The 18,385-nt window shown below is 70.1% G+C and carries 24 protein-coding genes; 11 read left to right on the forward strand and 13 right to left on the reverse strand.

The window, feature by feature from the left end:
- The first annotated feature begins 112 nt into the window (after positions 1-112).
- Genes NKI68_RS13055 through NKI68_RS13065 form a run of 3 tightly spaced genes read left to right on the forward strand, consistent with a single transcriptional unit; the run spans position 113 to position 3,109 of the window.
- Positions 113-1,045, forward strand: coding sequence for an ABC transporter ATP-binding protein (locus NKI68_RS13055; RefSeq protein WP_254543539.1), 933 nt, complete (start codon positions 113-115; stop codon positions 1,043-1,045).
- The gene (locus NKI68_RS13060) at positions 1,042-1,803 is read left to right on the forward strand and encodes an ABC transporter permease (protein ID WP_254543540.1); all 762 of its coding nucleotides are present in this window, start codon (positions 1,042-1,044) and stop codon (positions 1,801-1,803) included. The genes NKI68_RS13055 and NKI68_RS13060 overlap by 4 nt, the downstream gene beginning before the upstream one ends.
- Positions 1,804-1,858: 55 nt before the next feature.
- Positions 1,859-3,109, forward strand: a complete 1,251-nt coding sequence (locus NKI68_RS13065) for a Glu/Leu/Phe/Val family dehydrogenase (RefSeq protein WP_254543541.1) — start codon at positions 1,859-1,861, stop codon at positions 3,107-3,109.
- A gap of 36 nt (positions 3,110-3,145) precedes the next feature.
- Here NKI68_RS13065 and NKI68_RS13070 read toward each other — a convergent pair whose 3' ends face one another.
- Both NKI68_RS13070 and NKI68_RS13075 read right to left on the reverse strand, forming a co-directional pair.
- Positions 3,146-4,180: a S1C family serine protease gene (locus NKI68_RS13070; protein ID WP_254543542.1), complete on the reverse strand. Its 1,035-nt coding sequence runs from the start codon at positions 4,178-4,180 to the stop codon at positions 3,146-3,148.
- A 114-nt stretch (positions 4,181-4,294) separates the two neighbouring features.
- The gene (locus NKI68_RS13075) at positions 4,295-4,978 is read right to left on the reverse strand and encodes a DUF420 domain-containing protein (RefSeq protein ID WP_254543543.1); all 684 of its coding nucleotides are present in this window, start codon (positions 4,976-4,978) and stop codon (positions 4,295-4,297) included.
- 126 nt (positions 4,979-5,104) lie between these two features.
- On the opposite strand from NKI68_RS13075, the gene NKI68_RS13080 reads away from it, so the two are divergent.
- From NKI68_RS13080 to NKI68_RS13090, 3 genes are read left to right on the forward strand one after another with little or no spacing between them, the layout of a single operon-like run.
- A complete protein-coding gene (locus tag NKI68_RS13080; protein WP_254543544.1) occupies positions 5,105-5,524 on the forward strand; it encodes a cobalamin B12-binding domain-containing protein in 420 nt (139 codons plus the stop codon).
- Positions 5,521-6,564 (forward strand): methylmalonyl Co-A mutase-associated GTPase MeaB, encoded by a 1,044-nt coding sequence (gene meaB, locus NKI68_RS13085; protein ID WP_254543545.1) that lies wholly within the window; start codon positions 5,521-5,523, stop codon positions 6,562-6,564. The genes NKI68_RS13080 and meaB overlap by 4 nt, the downstream gene beginning before the upstream one ends.
- 25 nt (positions 6,565-6,589) lie before the next feature.
- Entirely contained in the window at positions 6,590-7,540 is a 951-nt protein-coding gene (locus NKI68_RS13090; protein WP_254543546.1) for an alpha/beta fold hydrolase, read from the forward strand.
- A gap of 12 nt (positions 7,541-7,552) precedes the next feature.
- On the opposite strand, the gene NKI68_RS13095 is transcribed toward NKI68_RS13090, so the two are convergent.
- The 6 genes from NKI68_RS13095 to NKI68_RS13120 all read right to left on the reverse strand — a co-directional run bounded on the left by NKI68_RS13095 (position 7,553) and on the right by NKI68_RS13120 (position 11,328).
- Positions 7,553-7,981, reverse strand: a complete 429-nt coding sequence (locus NKI68_RS13095) for a hypothetical protein (RefSeq protein ID WP_254543547.1) — start codon at positions 7,979-7,981, stop codon at positions 7,553-7,555.
- Between the two features lie 125 nt (positions 7,982-8,106).
- The gene (locus NKI68_RS13100; protein ID WP_254543548.1) at positions 8,107-8,535 is read right to left on the reverse strand and encodes a Zn-ribbon domain-containing OB-fold protein; all 429 of its coding nucleotides are present in this window, start codon (positions 8,533-8,535) and stop codon (positions 8,107-8,109) included.
- A complete protein-coding gene (locus tag NKI68_RS13105; RefSeq protein WP_254543549.1) occupies positions 8,532-9,698 on the reverse strand; it encodes a thiolase C-terminal domain-containing protein in 1,167 nt (388 codons plus the stop codon). The genes NKI68_RS13100 and NKI68_RS13105 overlap by 4 nt, the downstream gene beginning before the upstream one ends.
- 458 nt (positions 9,699-10,156) lie before the next feature.
- The gene (locus tag NKI68_RS13110) at positions 10,157-10,444 is read right to left on the reverse strand and encodes a DUF7111 family protein (RefSeq protein WP_254543550.1); all 288 of its coding nucleotides are present in this window, start codon (positions 10,442-10,444) and stop codon (positions 10,157-10,159) included.
- A 168-nt stretch (positions 10,445-10,612) separates the two neighbouring features.
- Positions 10,613-11,056 (reverse strand): type II toxin-antitoxin system VapC family toxin, encoded by a 444-nt coding sequence (locus NKI68_RS13115; RefSeq protein WP_254543551.1) that lies wholly within the window; start codon positions 11,054-11,056, stop codon positions 10,613-10,615.
- A complete protein-coding gene (locus tag NKI68_RS13120) occupies positions 11,053-11,328 on the reverse strand; it encodes a hypothetical protein (protein ID WP_254543552.1) in 276 nt (91 codons plus the stop codon). The genes NKI68_RS13115 and NKI68_RS13120 overlap by 4 nt, the downstream gene beginning before the upstream one ends.
- 164 nt (positions 11,329-11,492) lie before the next feature.
- Here NKI68_RS13120 and NKI68_RS13125 point away from each other — a divergent pair, with 164 nt between their 5' ends.
- Together NKI68_RS13125 and NKI68_RS13130 are read left to right on the forward strand one after the other, a co-directional pair.
- Positions 11,493-11,702, forward strand: coding sequence for a hypothetical protein (locus NKI68_RS13125; protein ID WP_254543553.1), 210 nt, complete (start codon positions 11,493-11,495; stop codon positions 11,700-11,702).
- A gap of 39 nt (positions 11,703-11,741) precedes the next feature.
- Positions 11,742-12,026: a PadR family transcriptional regulator gene (locus tag NKI68_RS13130; protein ID WP_254543554.1), complete on the forward strand. Its 285-nt coding sequence runs from the start codon at positions 11,742-11,744 to the stop codon at positions 12,024-12,026.
- Positions 12,027-12,051: 25 nt separating this feature from the next.
- Here the strand turns inward: NKI68_RS13130 and NKI68_RS13135 are convergent, their stop codons facing one another.
- The 5 genes from NKI68_RS13135 to NKI68_RS13155 all read right to left on the reverse strand — a co-directional run bounded on the left by NKI68_RS13135 (position 12,052) and on the right by NKI68_RS13155 (position 15,659).
- Positions 12,052-12,462, reverse strand: coding sequence for a VOC family protein (locus tag NKI68_RS13135; protein ID WP_254543555.1), 411 nt, complete (start codon positions 12,460-12,462; stop codon positions 12,052-12,054).
- Positions 12,463-12,567: 105 nt separating this feature from the next.
- Positions 12,568-13,710 (reverse strand): acyl-CoA dehydrogenase, encoded by a 1,143-nt coding sequence (locus NKI68_RS13140; RefSeq protein WP_254543556.1) that lies wholly within the window; start codon positions 13,708-13,710, stop codon positions 12,568-12,570.
- Between the two features lie 73 nt (positions 13,711-13,783).
- Positions 13,784-13,987, reverse strand: coding sequence for a hypothetical protein (locus NKI68_RS13145; protein ID WP_254543557.1), 204 nt, complete (start codon positions 13,985-13,987; stop codon positions 13,784-13,786).
- Between the two features lie 103 nt (positions 13,988-14,090).
- Positions 14,091-14,951, reverse strand: a complete 861-nt coding sequence (locus tag NKI68_RS13150; RefSeq protein ID WP_254543558.1) for a 3-hydroxyacyl-CoA dehydrogenase family protein — start codon at positions 14,949-14,951, stop codon at positions 14,091-14,093.
- 57 nt (positions 14,952-15,008) lie between these two features.
- Positions 15,009-15,659, reverse strand: a complete 651-nt coding sequence (locus tag NKI68_RS13155) for an HAD family hydrolase (protein ID WP_254543559.1) — start codon at positions 15,657-15,659, stop codon at positions 15,009-15,011.
- A gap of 173 nt (positions 15,660-15,832) precedes the next feature.
- On the opposite strand from NKI68_RS13155, the gene NKI68_RS13160 reads away from it, so the two are divergent.
- From NKI68_RS13160 to NKI68_RS13170, 3 genes are all read left to right on the forward strand, one after another.
- Entirely contained in the window at positions 15,833-16,621 is a 789-nt protein-coding gene (locus tag NKI68_RS13160; protein ID WP_254543560.1) for a class I fructose-bisphosphate aldolase, read from the forward strand.
- A 1-nt stretch (position 16,622) separates the two neighbouring features.
- A complete protein-coding gene (locus NKI68_RS13165; protein ID WP_254543561.1) occupies positions 16,623-17,492 on the forward strand; it encodes a class 1 fructose-bisphosphatase in 870 nt (289 codons plus the stop codon).
- A gap of 164 nt (positions 17,493-17,656) precedes the next feature.
- The gene (locus NKI68_RS13170) at positions 17,657-18,313 is read left to right on the forward strand and encodes a Yip1 family protein (RefSeq protein ID WP_254543562.1); all 657 of its coding nucleotides are present in this window, start codon (positions 17,657-17,659) and stop codon (positions 18,311-18,313) included.
- Positions 18,314-18,385: the final 72 nt, after the last annotated feature.

Genomic DNA, 18,385 nt, shown 5'->3' on the forward strand with positions numbered 1-18,385 from the left:
GCTTACTTCGCCCGCCTTCCCCGAGAGCACTCGCCCTTTCAGTCCGCCAGGGAGTACGACTCGTCGTCCCGACAACGGAACCCTTAGGCGCGGGTCGGACCTCGGATCGGGCATGGTTGTGGTCGCCGAGGACGTCTCCCGCGCGTACGGCGAGCGCGTCGCGCTCGACGGCGTCTCGCTGTCCATCGACGAGGGTGAGGTGTACGCGCTGATCGGTCCGAACGGCGCGGGGAAGACGACGCTCGTCCGCTCGCTCACCGGCACGACGGACTACGAGGGGCGCGTCGAGCTGTTCGGCGTCCCCCCGACGGCGGTCGACCCCCAGCGCCTCGGCCTCCTGCCCCAGTCGTTCGACCCGCCCGAGCGCCTCACCGCGCGCGAACTGGTCGGCTACTACGCGGGGCTGTACGACCGCGCCCGGCCGATCGAGGACGTGCTCGCCGACGTGGGGATGACGGCCTCGGCCGACACGTGGTACGAGAACCTGTCCGGCGGGCAGCAGCGCCGGGTCTGCGTCGCCACGACGCTCGTGAACGACCCGGACCTGCTCGTGCTCGACGAGCCGACCACGGGCATCGACCCCGCCGGGCGGCGCGACCTCTGGGACCTCCTCGAGTCGCTGGCCGCGGGGGGGACGACCGTCCTGCTCACGACCCACTACATGGAGGAGGCCGAGCGGCTGGCCGACCGCGTGGGGCTGCTCGCCGACGGCCGCCTCGTCGCGGAGGGCACGCCGGACGCGCTGATCGCGGAGCACGGCGGGTCGAGCCGCCTCGAACTGCGCACCGCCGCCGACGAGGCCGCCGCCCGCGCGCTGATGGACGCGGGCTACGCCGTCGAGCGGACCGCGCGGGCCGTCGTCGTCTCCGGGATCGCCCCGGAGGAGATCGGCGAGGTCGTCGGGGTACTCGCGGCCGCGGACGTGAGCTACGACGCGCTGTCGTGGCGACAGCCGGACCTCGACTCGGTCTACCTGGCGCTCGCCGGCGCGGACGTGACCGAGACGGGCGAGGCGATCGAGCGCGAGGCGGGGGTGACGGCGTGACGCTGACCGCCCGCGTCGGGGCGGAGACGACCGCCGCCCTGCGCTCGTTCCTGCGCCGCCGGACGGCGGTGTTCTTCACGTTCTTCTTCCCCGTGATCATCATCCTCATCTTCGGCGCGCTGGTGGGGACGCAGCCGACCGGCGGGGGGCTGTTCGCCGAACCGCCGGCCTACTACCTGCCGGGCTACCTGGCCGTCGTGGTGCTGTTCACGCCCCTCTCGCGGGTCGGCAGCGAGGTGGCGCGCCACCGCGCGGGCAACCGGTTCGAGAAGCTGGCGACGACGCCCCTCTCGCGGACCGAGTGGCTCCTCTCGCACACGCTCGTCAACGTCGGCATCATCGGCGTCGCCGCGCTCGTCATCTTCGCGCTGGTGGTCGTCGTGACGGGTGCCGAGATCCCCCTGACGGCCGATCTCGCGCTCGTCGTCCCGTTCGTCGCGCTGGCGGTCGCGCTGTTCTGCGGGCTGGGCGCGCTGCTCGGCCGGATCGCCGACTCCCAGGACGGCGTCATCGCCGCGAGCAACGGCATCGCCGTCCCGCTTCTGTTCCTCTCGGAGACGTTCGTCCCGCCGTCGCTGCTGCCGGCGTGGTTCGTCCCCGCGCTCTCGCTCTCGCCGCTCACCTACTTCTCCCGCGGGGTCCGGAGCGTGACCTACCCGGCCGCGGGGGGCGATCCGCTCTCGAATCTCGCCGTGCTCGCGGCGCTCACCGTCGTCTTCTTCGCCGCCGGCGCGGTCGCGCTCCCCCGGACGGACTGATCCCCCACTCCGCGCTCGCCGCTACGTTCATGCCCGTCGCAAGTATTGCCTGAACATGGACGAGACCACCCCACTGGAGAACATGCTGGCCCAGATGGAGCGGGCCCAGGAGTACGCGCGGGTCGATCCGGGCATCTTCGAGCGGCTGAAGTACCCCGAGCGGACGCTGAAGGTGACGCTCCCGGTGCGGATGGACGACGGGAGCGTCGAGGTGTTCACGGGCTACCGCTGTCAGTTCGACAGCGCCCGCGGCCCCTACAAGGGCGGCATCCGCTATCACCCGAGCGTGACGATGGAGGAGGTGACGGCGCTCGCGGGGTGGATGACGTGGAAGACGGCGCTCGTGGACCTCCCATACGGCGGGGCGAAGGGCGGCGTCATCTGCGAGGTCAAGGAGATGAGCACGGACGAACTGCGCCGCATGACCCGCCGCTACACGGAGGGCATCCGGCGGATGATCGGCCCGCACGTGGACGTGCCCGCGCCGGACATGAACACCAACCCGCAGGTGATGGCGTGGATCATGGACACCTACTCGATGTACGAGGGCTACAGCATCCCGCAGGTGGTCACGGGCAAGCCCCTCTCGCTCGGCGGGACGCCGGGTCGCGTCGAGGCGACCGGCCGCGGCGTCGCCATGATCACCCGGAAGGTCTTCGACTACCTCGATAAGGACCTCCACGAGGCGACCATCGCGATCCAGGGGTTCGGGAACGTCGGGAGCTGGGCCGCGCGCCTGCTCGCCGAGATGGGGGCGAACGTCGTCGCCGTCAGCGACGTCACCGGCGCTCGCTACGACCCCGACGGACTCGACCTGCGCTCGCTGCTCGCGTTCTCCGAGGGCGGCGGGACGATGGAGGGCTACCCGGACGCGGAGTTCATCTCGAACGAGGCGCTGCTCGAACTCGACGTTGACGTGCTCATCCCCGCCGCGGTCGCCGACGTCATCACGACGGACAACGTGGACGACGTGCGGGCGTCGGTGATCGTCGAGGCGGCCAACGGCCCGACGACGACGGCGGCCGACGACGCGCTCGTGGAGCGCGACGTCCCCGTCGTGCCGGACATCCTCGCCAACGCGGGCGGCGTCATCGTCTCGTACCTCGAGTGGGTGCAGAACACCCAGGAGTACTCGTGGACGCTCTCGCAGGTGAACGCCGACCTCGAGCGCCGCCTCACGGGGTCGTTCGACGAGGTCGTCGACGCCTACCACCGCCACGAGACGCCCGACCTCCGGACCGCGGCCTACACGATCGCCCTCCGGCGGGTCGCCACGGCGCACGAACTGCGCGGGCTCTTCCCCTGAGGGGACGAGAGGCGAGGAGGGTCGGAAAGCGAGCGGTCAGCGGATCGGAACGTCGGTGCCGCGTCCCCGCCGCCGCGGGCCGTATCCGGGCCCGCCCCGCCTCGGCCCCCGCTCGGCCGCCGGACGCTCGCCGAGCGTCACCTCGGCCCGGCGCTCGCGGCCGTCCCGCACGAGGTCGACGGTCACGCGCTCGCCCGGGCGGGTCTCGAGCAGGAGGTGACGCATCAGCTCCTCGTGGCTGTCGACCGGGGTGCCGTCGACGTGCGTGATGACGTCGCCGCCGACGGGGACCTCCCGTCCGCGGACGCGCCTGGTGCCGGTACAGCCGCGCAGCGCGCCGCTCGCCGGGCCGACGCTCACGTCCACGACGAGGACGCCGCGTACCTCCGGAAGTCCGTTGGCCTCAGCGACGGTCGGGGAGACGTCGAGCGTGCGCACCTTCAGGTAGGAGTGGCGGTACGCGCCGTCCTCGACGAGCGCCGGGACGACCTGCGCGGCGACCTCGGCGCTGACGGCGAAGCCGATGTTGTCGCCGCCGCGGGCGCGGTTGACGCCCACGACCGCGCCGTCGGTCGTGACGAGCGGGCCGCCGCTGTTGCCCGGGTTGATGGGCGCGTCGGTCTGGACGGTGTCGGGGATGGCGAAGCCCTGCTGGGTGGGCATCGAACGGCTCGCGCCGCTGACGACGCCCGTCGTCAGCGAGCCGTCGAGGCCCATCGGGTTACCGAGCGCCGCGACGGGCGTCCCCGGCACCGGGTTCGACCCGGCGAGCGGGAGCGGGACGGCGTATTCGGGGTGATCGCCCACGCGGACCACCGCGAGGTCGGTGTAGGCGTCCACGCCGACGACCTCGCCGACGCGCCAGTCGCCCTCGCTGAAGCGCACGTCCACGGAGCGGTTTTCCCCGACGACGTGCGCGTTGGTCACGACGTAGCCCTCGCCGTCCATCACGTCGAAGACGAAGCCGGAGCCGGCTCCGCCGGGGGTCCGTCCGTCGCCCGCGAGGTAGATGGAGACCACCGAGGGGATGGTCGAGCGATACAACTCCTCGTAGCTGTGAAAGTCGGTCATACGGTGGTGCCGGCGCGTCCCGCGCCGGACTTACCTCGAGTTAGGTCGCGGGCACTGATAACCTGTGCGCTGTCGTGTCACGGGCGCACACGTCCGTGGCGGACGTGCGGTCGGTCAGGAGCGGGTACGCCGGTCGCGGAGCGCGGCGAGCCAGGAGCGCGCCGGGACCGCGAGCAGGAGGAGGGCCTCGCCGCGCACCTCCCACGAGTAGACGTGGTTGAGCAGGACGTACGTCACCACGCCGAGAAAGAGGCTGAGCGACCAGGCGACGACGGCGACGCGTCCCACCCTCGCGTGGGCGGTCTCCGCGAGTTCCGCGGGCGTGTGGGTCAGTCCGAGGACGACCGCGTAGAGCACGACCGGCACCGCCACCACCGAGAGGAGGATGTGGATCGCGAGCATCGCGAGGTAGACCAGTTCGACGGTGCCCGCGTACTCCGCGAGGAACTGCCCCTCCCGGATCGCGATGCTCTTCTCGAACCCGCCGCCCACCTTCCAGAGGTAGAGCACGAGGAAGACGCAGATGAGGCCGAACGCGGTGAGCATGGCGGCGCGGTGCCTGCGAACCTCCCCACGGCGGATGAGGTACCAGCCGACGAGCAGCGAGGTGAGCGCGAGCGTGTTCACGACCGCGATGAGGTCGGAGAACAGGACGACGGTCGCCTCGGAGAGCGGGGGGAACAGCGGGATGAGTCCCGCGAACGCACCGATGACGAGTGCGTAGCCGACGACCGAGAGCGCCGCCGTGACGGCCTTTGGGTGCGCCTTCACGACGCCCTCGGAGGAGGCTGTAGCCATGCGGGACCCTTCGGACGCGAGGTGTATGGCCGCTTCGCTTTCCTCGTTCTCCCCGAGCGGCCCGCACGCGGCCGATTCGACCCGCTACCGTTAGAGTCAAACCCGACTCTCACGATTGTTCGGCACATGAGTACCGATCAGGATCAGCGTACCATCCGGTGTCTGGTGGCGAAGGTGGGGCTGGACGGCCACGACCGCGGGGCGCACGTCATCGCCCGGGCGTTCCGTGACGCCGGCTTCGAGGTCATCTACTCGGGGTTACATCGATCGCCGGACGAGGTAGTGCAGGCGGCGGTCCAGGAGGACGTCGACGTGCTCGGCATCTCCATCCTCTCGGGGGCGCACAACACGCTCGTCCCGAAGATCCTGGAGGGCTTAGAGGAGTACGACGCGCTCTCGGACACGCTCGTGGTCGTCGGCGGAATCGTCCCCGAGGACGACCGCCCCGCGCTCTACGAGGCGGGCGTCGCCGAGATCTTCGGCCCCGGCGCGTCGATGGAGGAGACCATCGACTTCGTCCGCGAGAACGCCCCTCAGCGCGAATGAACGACGCGAACCGCCGGCTCCTCGACGACCTGCTCGCGGGCGAGCACCGCGCGCTCGCCCGGGTCATCTCCAAGATCGAGGATCGGTCGACGGGCTATCGCGACCTCGTGAGCGCGCTCCACGAGCACACCGGCGACGCGGACGTGATCGGGATCACCGGCAGCCCCGGTGCCGGCAAGTCCACGCTCGTGGACAAACTCGCCAAACACTACCGGGAGGAGGGACTCACCGTGGGCGTCATCGCGATCGACCCCTCCTCGCCGTTCACCGGCGGGTCGGTGCTGGGCGATCGCATCCGCATGGCCTCGACCAACGGCGACATGGACGTGTTCTTCCGCTCGATGAGCGCCCGCGGCAGCCTCGGCGGCCTCTCGACGGCCACCGCCGACGCCGTGAAGGCCCTCGACGCGTTCGGCAAGGACAAGGTCGTCATCGAGACCGTCGGCGCGGGCCAGAACGAGATCGACGTCGTGAAGGCCGCCGACACGGTCGCCGTCCTCGTCCCGCCCGGCAGCGGCGACGACGTCCAGATGCTCAAGGCGGGCATCCTCGAGATCGGCGACGTCTTCGTCGTCAACAAGGCCGACATGCCGGGGGCGGACCGGACCGTCCAGGAACTGCGCGAGATGATCCACACCCGCCAGGACTTCACGCGAACTGGACACCACGGCGCGGGCGCGATGGAGGCGGTCGCCGAACCGGCGATCGCCGCCGACGAGGATGGGTGGGAGCCCCGCCTCGTCGAGACGGTCGCCAAGACCGGCGAGGGCGTGACCGACCTCGTGGCGGCGCTCGCCGACCACGCCGCCTACCTCGACGAGTCGGGCGCGCGCGAGGAGCGCGAGCGCCAGCGCTACGCCGAGGAGATACGCACCCTCCTGCGCGAGGACGTGAACCGGCTGCTGGCCGACGAGATCGACCGACAGGGGGGCCTCGACGCGCTGGTCGAGGCGGTCGTCGAGCGCGAGCGCGACCCCTACACCGTCGCGGACGACCTGATCGAGCCGCTCGCGGAGTGCCTCGAACGGGATAGTTATTAAGCGTCAGTCGGTCGTACGCCCGACCATGAGACTTCGAACCCTCCTGACCGGGACGGCCGCCGGCGCGGGGCTGCTCGCCGCCGTCAACCGAACGCTCTCCTCGCGGGCGAAGACGCTCCGCCCGCCGCTCGGTCGGGCGACCGAGGGCTACCGCTGGCGCGGCTTCGACGTATCGTACACCGAAGCGGGCGACCCGGACGCGCCCGACCTCCTCCTGCTGCACGGCGTCAACGCCGCCGCGTCGAGCGCCGAGTTCGAGGCCGTCTTCGACGCGCTCGCCGAGGACTACCACGTGGTCGCGCCGGACCTCCCCGGCTTCGGGTTGTCCGACCGCCCGCCGCTCATGTACTCGGCGTCGCTCTACTCGACGTTCGTGGCGGACTTCGCGCACGACGTGACCGACCGGCCGACCGTCGTCGCCTCCTCGCTGTCGGGGGCGTACGCCGCTCAGGCCGCAGAGACGGTCGACTTCGAGGAACTCGTCCTCGTCTGTCCGACCACCTCCACGATGCCGGGTCGCCGGACGTGGCTGCGCTCGCTCCTCCGTGCGCCGCTCGCGGGCGAGGCGCTGTTCAACGCGCTGACGAGCCGACGCTCGCTGCGCTACTTCCAGCGGGATCACGGCTTCTACGACATGAGCCACGCCGACGACGAGTGGGTGGAGTACCGCTGGCAACTCGCCCACCAGCCCGGCGCGCGCTTCGCGCCCGCGTCGTTCGTGAGCGGTTTCCTCGATCCCGACGTCGACCTCGGGGAGACGCTCGCCGGTCTCGACGAGCCGATCACGATCGTCTGGGGACGCGACGCCGACATCCTGCCGGTCGAGCGCGGCGAGGAACTGGCCGAGGCGGCCGACGCCCGGTTCGTCGTCTTCGACGAGACGCTGCTCCTTCCCCACTACGAGCACCCGGCGGAGTTCGCCGCGCTCGTCCGGGGCGAACTGCCCGCGCGGACGGAGTACGCGAACGTGCAGTAGGCCGCTTCGGGATCAACTCCTCCGGACGCGGCCGGAGACGAACCGGACGACGTATCCCGCGACGAACCCGGCGCTCCCGAAGACGAGCCCGAATCCGAGCGCGATCTGCAGGTAGTCCCCGAGCGTCGGGGTCCACCCCGGCGGCGCGGAGAGACCGATCGCTCCGCCGACGAAGAGGCCGAACAGCACGACGCTCGCGAGGACGACGCACGCGGCGAGCCCCCGATTGCGGTACGCGTGAAACGCGTTGAACCCGACGAGCAGCGTCACGCCGACGGCGTCGGCGACGTCGGATCCCGCGACGTACGCGCCGATGGGGATCGCGGATCCAACCGCGACGACTGCGGCGGCCGCCAGCGCGGCTACCAGGAGGAACGCGGCGGTCGTCCTCGCGGAGTCACCGAACAGGAAGCCGACGATCGGACGCTGCGTGGAGCGCATGACGTTCGGATCGGCGGGCTCGGACTTGACATTTCGCTACGATACGGTGCTGGTTCGCGGATCGACGGTCACGACCGCCCCGAAGCTCGTTCCGATGCCGAACGGGGACGAATCCGTTCCGTTGCTCAGCGCGGCACGAACCGCACCAGCCGCTCGCCGGACGTCCTCGACTCGCCGACCGTCGCGCCGACGGTCATCCCCGTCTCGACGGCCTCGGGGTCGGCGTCCACGACCCCCGTCAGCCGGACGGTACCGAAGTCGACGACGGCGGTCGCGTACGGCGCGTCGTCGGCGAACTGCGGCGTCGGGACGCGGACGACGGTGTGGGTCGCGACCGTCCCCGACTCGGGGAGCGGGTGCTCGTCGAGGTCGCGCGCGCCGCAGTGCGGGCAGACGCGCCGGGGCGGGAGCGATCCGTGGTCGTTCGGACAGCGGAGGTAGTACCCCTCGCCCGCCTCGATCGCGTCGAGCAGGTCGTCGAAGCCGTCGTTTCGACCCCCGCGACCACGGTCGCTCCCGCCGGTCGTTCCCTGATCGCGCTCGTCTCCGCTCACGCGACCACCTCCAGCACGTGGACCGTCGCGCTGGCGACCGTGCCGCCCGCGTTGTGTGCCAGGCCGACGCGCGCGCCGGACGCGTCGGAGGCGCGCGGGTGCGTCCCCGAGAGCAACCGCGCGAGCGAGACCACCTGCGCGACGCCGGTCGCGCCGACCGGGTGGCCCTTCGCCTTCAGGCCTCCCGAGAGGTTCACCGGCAGGTCGCCGTGGCGGGTCGTCTCGCCGCGCCGGGCCGCGCCGATGCCCTCGCCGGGGTCGTAGAAGCCGAGCGCCTCGATCGCGAGCACCTCGGCGATCGTGAAGCAGTCGTGGACCTCCGCCACGTCGACGTCGCCGGGGCCGATCCCCGCGTCGGCGTAGGCCTCCTCGGCGGCGTCGGCGGTCGCGGGTGAGCGGGCGAAGTACTCCCGGTCCTGCAGCGCGAGGTTGTCGCCGCCCTGGCCCGTGCCGGTGACGGCGACCGGGGCGTCGAGTCCCGCCCGTTCGGCGTAGTCGTCGCTCACGAGCACGGCGGCGCTCGCCCCGTCGGTGATGGGGCAGGAGTCGTAGAGTCCGAGCGGGTCGGCGATACGCGGCGCGTCGAGCGCCTCCTCGACCGTGATAGACGAGCGGAACTGCGCGTGCTCGTTCGGCAGCGCGTGCTCGTGGTTCTTCACCGCGACGTGCGCGAGGTCCTCGGCGCTCCCCCCGAACTCCTCGAAGTACGCCCGCGCCATCAGCGCGTAGGCGGCGGGGAAGGTCATCCCGGCGCGGATCTCGTAGAGGTCGTCCGCGGCGATGGAGAGGCCCTCCGTCGCGCCCGCGGTGCCCATGTTCGTCATGCGCTCGGCCCCGCCGACGAGCACCACGTCCGCCTCGCCGGTGCGAACGGTTCTCACGGCCTCGCGGACGGCGACGCCGCTCGACGCGCACGCCGACTCGTAGCGCGTCGCGGGCGCGCGGACGCCCACGGCCTCGGCCATCTGCGGGCCCATGTGCCCCTGGTGCTCCGCGAGTTCGCCCATGAAGTTCCCGAAGTAGAGATGCTCGATCTCCCCGGGGTCGACCCCCGCCTCGTCGAGGGCGGCCAGTCCGGCCTCGGCGAACAGGTCGCGCCCGGTGCGGTCCGGGAACCGACCGAAGCGAGTCAGGCCACCTCCCGCAATGCGTACCTCTGACATGGCCGGACGTAGTTCACTGCCCGGTATATGTCTGCCGTCTATGGACGATGACGCGCCCAACCGGCACGACGATGGACGAATTCGTCTACGACGGTTGCCGTCGATCCTCGGCGCGACTCGCTCGGGCGCGCTGGCGAACAGGCGACGCCGGGGCGGGGTCGCGGGGCGCGGCGGCGTCTCCCCGCGAGCATCTGGTTCGCGGGGCGTGGCGTCGCACAACCGCAGCCGCCCCGCGACGAACGTCACGTCACACGGACGCTGGTCCCGCTTTCGGATATAAAAGTACGGACGGCGGACTGGCTTTACCACCGCCGACGCCAGCGCGGCACCCGCGAGGGAGTGTAACGAGCGAGCGGACCGACGGAACCCCCGAGCGAAGCGAGGGGGTGAGGAGGGTTTTGCTCCAGCTTTTGCCAGCGAGGCGGCGAAGCCGCCGAGCGCAGCAAAAGGTGGTGGTTCTAGATCCCCATGTCGCGCGCGGCGTCGGGGATCGGGAGGTCGCGGACGGCCACGCCCAGGAGTTCCGCCGCGTGGTCGAGCGCCATGTCGAAGCCGTAGTAGCGCTCCAGTTCGTCGCCCGTCGGGGTCGGCCGGACCTTCAGCATGGCGTAGCCGTCGACGTTCTGCGCGACCGCGGCGGTCGCGCCGCCCCCCGACCGCTCGAAGGTCAGCACGCGTTCGCCGTCGGTTTCGAAGTAGCGGGCGGTGACGTCGCCCGCCTCCGCGGCGTCCTCGGAGTCCGTCATGACGGGGGATAGGGGGAGCCGCCTGTCGTCTCTATCGGTTCCGGGCGAGGGTTCAAGTAGGAGAGCGGGACGGGTGGCGGTATGTTCGACCGACCGCGGTGAGTTGCCGCCGTTCGTGGTGGTAGGGGTGGGTAGGGGCTCTGCCTTCGACGCTATCGGACCGAACGATCACTCGCCGCCGGCGACGGTTTCGGGGGCGAGCCGGTCGATCACGCCGTCGAAACCGTCGTCGAAACTCAGCACCGAGTCGATGTCGTGCCGGTCGACCATCGCGACGATCGTCGCGTCGGTGAAACTGAGTCCGTGATCGGAGTACCGCTCGTACGCATCGACGGCATCGTCGAAGAGGGTTGGGGTGAGATACCGGACGTCGATGGCCTCCGGATACCCGTCGCCCCGGATACGTCGACCGAGTTCGACTGCGTCCTCGATGCGACCCGTCCGTCGGTGCGTGAGCGTCACGACTTCGTCGTAGACGTAGTCGCTCGTGACCGCTCGGCCGAATGCCGCCGACCGAAGGACGCGGTTGAGTGCGGCGACGCCGACGTCGTGTCGGCTCGCGTCCGTATCGTGATGTGCGTAGAAGACTCCCGTGTCGACGAAGACGCTCATCCGTAGAGTGTCTCGTCGATGTCCGCCTCGTCCGTCTCGACGCCCGAGGAGATCATTCCCTCGTTGAACCGCTCTACCTCCTCGTCCGTGAGCGCGGCCTCCCCCCCGCGGAACGAGTCGACGAACTCCGCGCGCGACTCGTAGGCCGACTCCACGATACGCGTCAGGATCTCCTGCTGAGTGACCTTCTCCCCGGTCTCGAGTTTGATCTCGGCCTGCAATTCCTCCAGTTTGGACTTCGTTTCCTCGTCCATCTTGACTGCGGTCGCCATGGGGGAAGTTACCTCTTAAACCTGGTTAACGTTTCGACCGTAGCTGCGGTCGAGCCCAGAGAGGTGACGGATGCTCCCTCTATTCGGCTGGATGCTCCGCACTGCGCGACAAGACCGTCGGTTCCGGGCGAGGGTTCAAGTAGGAGAGCGGGACCATCGACGGTATGTTCGACACGTTCCGACCGATCCACCTCGCCGCCGTCGCCGTCGTGACCGTCGCGCTCGTCGCGCTCGTCGTCCTCCTGGCCGAGTTCTGGTGGGTCCTCGCGTCCGCCGGCCTCCTCCTCGCGCTGGTGCTGTTCACCGATCTGTCCGCCGCGTCGGTGCTCGCCCTCCTCGTCCGCGAACTGCTCGACGCCGGACTCGACGAGTGAATCGCAAGCCTAGGGGCGCACCGACCCGTCCCCCTCGCCATGGCGAAGTGGCTCGACAGCGGCACCCGGCGCGACGTCTGCGTCGTCCTCTACGCGGGCGGCGAACTCCGCGCCCCGCAGCTGAAGCGACGGCTGGAGACGCACTACGACGCCCGCCTCGATCCGAAGCGCTTCTACGGCCCGCTCGACGCCCTGGTCGAGTCCGGCTACGTCGAGCGCCGGGTGGACGGGCTGGACGACGTCTACGCGCTGACGGACGCCGGCGCGCGGGCGGTACGCGATCACTACGCGTGGCTCCGGGAGTTGGTCGAGGGCGAGGAGTAGTCCGGAGGGTTCGCGCGTCGCGGCGCTACGCCTCGTCCGCGTCGTCCATCGGGCGCGGCTCGAACAGGTCGAGTCGGTTCCCGTAGAGGTCCTCGAACTGTACCTCGACGCCCCACGGCCACTCCTCGGGTTCGCCGAGGAACTCGACGCCGGCCTCGCGCAGGCGGTCGTACTCCGCCCGGCAGTCGTCGGTTGCGAGGACGAACGCCACGTAGTCGGACACCTGGTTCCCGACGCGCTCGCGGTGCTCGTCGGCGTCGGCGGCCATCAGCGCGAGCTGGGTCGCCTCGGAGTCCGGCGGCGCGACGGTCAGCCAGCGCCCCTCGTCGGTCCGCTCGTCGTCGCGCTTCTCGAACCCGAGCACGTCAGTGTAGTACGCGAGCGCCTCGTCCTGGTCCTCGACGAGGACGGTCGCGTGCGAAACGGCTGTTATCATAGCTCGATGTTCGATCGGCTACGTGCGGACAAGAATGCGAGCCTAGCGCGGAGCGAAAGTGATGTCGGAGGGCTCGGAGACGGCGGCGAACGGGCGCTCCGAGGGTCAGGAGAGCAGTTGCGCCGCGATTGTGTTGCGAAGCACTTCGCTCGTCCCCTCGTAGATCTCGTTGAGCTTCGCGTCGCGGTAGAACCGCTCGGCGGGGAAGTCCTTGGTGTAGCCGTAGCCGCCGTGGATCTGGATGCCCTCGTTCGCGACCTCGCGGGAGACCTCGCTCGCGTAGAGCTTCGCCTGCGCGGCCTCCTTGATGAACGGCTCGCCGCGGATCTTCAGGTCGGCCGCCTGGTGCATGAGCAGGCGCGCGGCGCTCGTCTTCGTGTCCATGTCCGCGAGCTTGTGCTGGATGGCCTGGAACTCGGCGATCGGGCGGTCGAACTGCTCGCGCTCCTGGGAGTAGCGCAGCGCCTCGTCGAGGGCGGCCTGCGCGATGCCGACGCCCCGGGCGGCGATAGTGATGCGCCCGCCGTTGAGCGTCTTGAGCGCGTGGACGAACCCCTCGCCCTCCTCGTCGAGCAGTCGGTCCTCGGGGATGCGCACGTCGGAGAAGCGCAGTTCGGCGGTGGGACAGCCCTTGTCGCCGAGCTTGTCCTCGGTCCCCTCGACGACGAACCCGTCGTCCTCCTCGGGGCGCACGACGAACGAGGAGATGCCCCGCCTGCCCGCGTCGGGGTCCGTCTTGGCGAACACGGTGACGGTGTCGGCGACGGAGCCGTTGGAGATCCACAGCTTCCCGCCGTCGATCACGTACTCGTCGCCGTCCCTCTCGGCGGTCGTCCCCATCGCGGGCACGTCGCTGCCCGCCTGCGGCTCCGAGAGCGCGAACGCGCCGATGTCGCGCCCCTCCGCGAGCGGCGTCAGGTACTCCTCCTTCTGTGCCTCGTCGCCGAACTCGTAGAGCATGTTGCCGGCGAGCGAGGTGTGCGCGGCGACGATGGTACCGAGGCCACCCGATCCCCGCGAGATCTCCTCGAGGCCGATCGCGTAGGCGTGGTAGTCGAGGCCCGCGCCGCCGTACTCCTCGGGGAAGGGCATGCCCATCAGCCCGAGGTCGCCCATCTCGCGGACGAGGTCGCGCGGGAACTCGTCGGTCCGGTCGATCTCCGCCGCGACGGGGACGACCTCCTCGTCGACGAACTCGGCGACCATGTCCCGGATCTGCTTCTGCTCCGCGGAGAGGCTGAAGTCCATAGACTCGGTTGCGGGTGGTCGATCCTGTACTTTTCCCTTCCCGGGGTGGAACGTGCCGCCCCTCGACGGCCGCTCAGCGCCTCCGCTGGTACAGCCGGATCCCGAGTTCGGCCAGGAGTCCGGCGACGCTCCAGCGGTACGCGAGGACCGCCGCGCCGGCGAGCAGCGCCGCGACGCGCTTGTTCCCGCGGTACAGCGCCAGCCCCGCCTCCGCGAGCATCGAGAGCGCGCTCAGCCGACGCGAGGACCGCGACGCGAGGAATGTACCTAATCCCATAGGCATCTATAGGTCCGCCGATCCGAAAAACCCCGGGCCGGCGTGCGCCTGCCGTCCGCCCGACTCCGGATCCGTCCGGACGGTGCGCCGGGTCGCCCGTCGCCTACTCGTACTCGTAGAAGCCTCGACCGGTCTTCTTGCCGAGGTCGCCCGCGTCCACCTTCCGTTTCAGGAGGTACGCCGGTTTGTACCGATCGCCGAGTTCCTCGTGGAGCGTCTCGGTCGCGTCCAGGCAGATGTCGAGGCCGATGTGGTCGGCCAGTTCGAGCGGCCCCATCGGGACGTTCGTGCCGAGTTTCATCCCGCGGTCGATGTCGTCCTTCGTGGCGACGCCCTCGTCGAACGCGCGGATCCCCTCGTTGATCCACGGCATGAGGATACGGTTGGAGACGAATCCCGGCTTGTCGTCGGATTCCCAGGTCTCCTTGCCCAGCGCCTCCGCGAACGCGTGGGCGAGTTCGACGGCCGCCGGGGCGGTCTTCTCCCCGACGACGACCTCGACGCCCGTCATGACCGGGACCGGGTTCATGAAGTGGAGGCCGACCACCTGCGCCGGGCGGTCGGTCGCGCTCGCGATGGTCGTGATCGACAGGGTGGACGTGTTCGTCGCGAGGACCACGTCCTCCTCGACGATCTCGTCGAGATCGGCGAAGATCTCCCGCTTGACCTCCATGTTCTCGAGAGCCGCCTCGATCACGAGGTCGCACTCGGCGAGGTCCGCGAGGTCGGTCGTCCCCGAGAGCCTGTCGAGGGCGTCCTCGGCCTCGCCCTCGGTGAGCCGCTCCGCGTTCACGAGCCGTTCCAGGCTGTCCTCGACGTTCGAAAAGCCGCGGTCGAGAAACTCCTGCTCGACGTCCCTGACGACGACCTCGTACCCGTTCGTGGCGGCGACCTGCGCGATGCCGCCGCCCATGGTGCCCGCGCCGACGACGCCGACGCGCTCTACGGAGTCGAATCCACGCATACCGGAGAGGACGCGCCCGGCGAGTAAAACGTGCCGGCTCGCCGCCCGTCTGTCCGTCTACCCCCGAACGAGCGCCGGGAGCGCGTCGAGGCCGTCGATCTCGTAGGTCGGCGCGACCTCGCACTCGACGGGGCGACCGCGCGTCAGCAGCGCCGAGTCGATGCCCGCGTTCGCGGCCGCCTCGACGTCGCAGGCGCTGTCCCCGACGTAGAGCGCGTCGCGCGTCCCGAGGTCGGAGAGCGCCTCGTTCAGGTAGTAGGGATCCGGCTTCATCCGGCGCAGGCCCTCCGGGGTGAAGGGACACCCGTAGACGGCCTCGAACCGGTCCTCGATGCCGAAGAACCGCAGGACGTAGGTGACGGCCTCGTGCTGGTTGTTGCTCACGAGGCCGAACGGCGCGTCGAGCGACCAGACGGCGTGTACGTCGTCGTAGAGGCTTCTGAGTCCCACCTCGAGTTCGCGCTTCTGCTCGCGGACCGCGTTCGCGGCGGCCTCGTAGCAGAAGTCCATCGCGTCGACCCGGTGGCGCTGGCAGAGCTGTCTGATCCCCTCGACGTTGCCGGCGACGAGCGCCCGCACGTCGTCGCGGGTCGGCCGACGCATGTCGAACTCCCGGAAGGTCCGCTCGGTCGCCCGACGGAAGACCTCCCGACTGGGGAGTTCGACGAGCACGCCGTCGTTGTCGAAGATCACCGCGTCGTACGTCACGCGGACCCCCTCCGACGTCGTTCCCCCCGTTTTGCGCGTTCCCTGTTCGTGGTCATTCCCCTGCTGTCGTGAGTCCTCGCGCTTCTCGACTATCAATCTGTCCGATTCGATCCGACGCGCTGGGCGGGCGGCACTAACAGTATTATACCCCGTTACCGAACACCCTCCCGTACATGATACCGATCGATGACAGTCCGCTCGTCCGCGACGGCAAGGTGCTCATCCTCGCGTACGACCACGGTCTCGAACACGGCCCGGTCGACTTCACCGAGGTCCCCGAGAGCGCCGACCCGGAGCGAACCTTCGAGGCGGCGACCCACCCCGCCGTCACCACCGTCGCCGTCCAGAAGGGGATCGCGGAGGCCTACTACCCCTCCTACGAGGACGACGTGAACCTCCTGCTGAAGCTCAACGGCACGTCGAACCTCTGGATGGGCGAACCCGACACGGCGGTCAACTGCTCGGTCGAGTACGCCTACGAGGTCGGCGCGGACGCCGTCGGCTTCACGCTCTACGGCGGCTCGAACCACGAGATCGAGATGGCCGAGGAGTTCCGCGCGATACAGGAAGAGGCGCGCGCCTACGAACTCCCCGTCGTCATGTGGTCCTACCCGCGCGGCCAGGGGCTGAAGAACGACACGAGCGAGACGACCATCGCCTACGCCGCCCGCCTCGCGCTCGAACTCGGCGCGGACGTGGCGAAGGTGAAGTACCCCGGCTCGAAGGAGGGCATGGAGCACGCCGTCCGCATGGCGGGCAGGACGAAGGTCGTCATGTCCGGCGGGTCGAAGACGTCCGATCGCGAGTTCCTCGAGTCCGTCAAGGCCGTGATGGACGCCGGCGGGAAGGGACTCGCCGTCGGCCGCAACGTCTGGCAGCGCGAGGACCCGACGCGCATCCTCGACGCCCTGGAGACGATCATCTTCGAGGGTGGATCCGTCGACGCCGCGCTCGAGGAGTGAGATGAGCGGGGACGAGGTCATCGAGCGCGTCTTCGAGACGATCGCCGCGACCGCCCCCGAGATCAGAGAGAGCCTCGTCGGTCGTCGTCGCTACGAGGCGGGCGAGAACCCCTCCGGCGAGCAGCAACTGGAGGCCGACGTCCACGCCGACCAACTGTTCGAGGAGCGTCTGCTCGCGCTCGACGGCGTGGCCTCCTACGCCAGCGAGGAGCGCGAGGAGGTGATCCGGGCGGACGGCACGTCGGCGGACGGTACCGGGTACCACCTCGCGCTCGACCCGCTCGACGGTTCCTCGAACGTCAAGCCGAACAACGTGATGGGGACGATCGTCGGCGTCTTCGACGAACCGTTCCCGGCGGGCGGCGACGCGCTCGTCGCCGCGGGGTACGTCCTCTACGGCCCGCTGACGACGATGGTGACCGCCCGCGACGGGCGGGTCACCGAGTCCGTCGTCCACGAGGGCGAGCGCCACGCGGCGACCGTCGACCTCGCGCTCCCGGACGACCCCACGGTCTACGGGTTCGGGGGACGCGTCAACGCCTGGACCGACGAGTTCGCCGCGTACGCCCGCGAGGTCGAGCGGGAGCTGAAACTCCGGTACGGCGGCGCGATGATCGGCGACGTCAGTCAGGTGCTCACCTACGGCGGGGTCTTCGCCTACCCCGGCCTCACCACGCACCCGAACGGGAAGCTCCGCCTCCAGTTCGAGGGGATCCCCATCGCGGCGATCGTCGAGGCGGCGGGCGGCGCGTCCACCGACGGCGAACGGTCGTTGCTGGAGCGGACGCCCGAGGAACTCCACGAACGCACGCCCGTCTTCGTCGGGAACCGGGAGTACGTCGAGCGCGCCGAGGCGGCGCTGTCGGAGTAGCGGGGCTGTCGGAGTTGCGGGACGCGGGGCGCGGGGCGACTCGACGTTTCCGACGCGAAGCCCCGCGTAGCCGAGCAGTTCCGAACGGTCTTTCGGGTGGTTTCGGAGGACCTGTCGGCTACGTGATACGTAAATTGATGTACGCCATCCTCCAAGTACGCGTGATGGTCCTCGAAATCATCACGAATCCCGATTCGGCGTTCCGCCGGCGGGCCGACGAGCCGGGACTCCTCCTCCCGGCGGGTATCGTCACGGTAGTCGCGGTCCTCGCGGTGGTCGGCGCCTATCCGGTCACGGAACTCACCAAGCAGATCGCGGCCAGCGCGATCCAGGACGGCGGCGGGGGCGTCGACCGGGGCACGGCTTCTGCCATCTCGGCGGCCGCGGGCACGGTCGGCCTCATCGGCGCGTTCGTGGGCGTCTACGTCCAGTGGGCGCTCTACGCGGTCGCCTTCTACGCCATCGCGCGCGTCGCGTTCGACGGGTCCGGCTCGCTGAGCGACACCTTCGCCGGAACCGGCTGGGGGTTCGTCCCGGCGATCGTCGGCACGGCGGTGAGCGCGGCCGCCAGCCTCTACGTCTACTCCGGCGTGACCCTCCCGGAGGGTGCCAACGCCGCGAACCAGGCGCTCGCGCGCCTCCAGAGCGACCCGGCCCTGCTCGTCGCGAGCGCGTTCGGCCTGCTCGTGTTGCTGTGGAGCGGCTACATCTGGACGATCGCGATGCAGCACGTCCACGGACTCTCCCGCCGAAACGCCGCCATCGTCGTCGGGATCCCCGTCCTCGTCGGCGTGCTCACCAGACTGCCGGGCCTCCTCTGAGGGAGGTCCCCCGGACCCCGACCGGTTCCCGTCGGAAGATAACGGTTTTCACCCCCCTCCGCGCAATTCTTG

Origin of the sequence: Halomarina pelagica (assembly GCF_024228315.1) — an archaeon.
GTDB classification, from domain to species: domain Archaea; phylum Halobacteriota; class Halobacteria; order Halobacteriales; family Haloarculaceae; genus Halomarina; species Halomarina pelagica.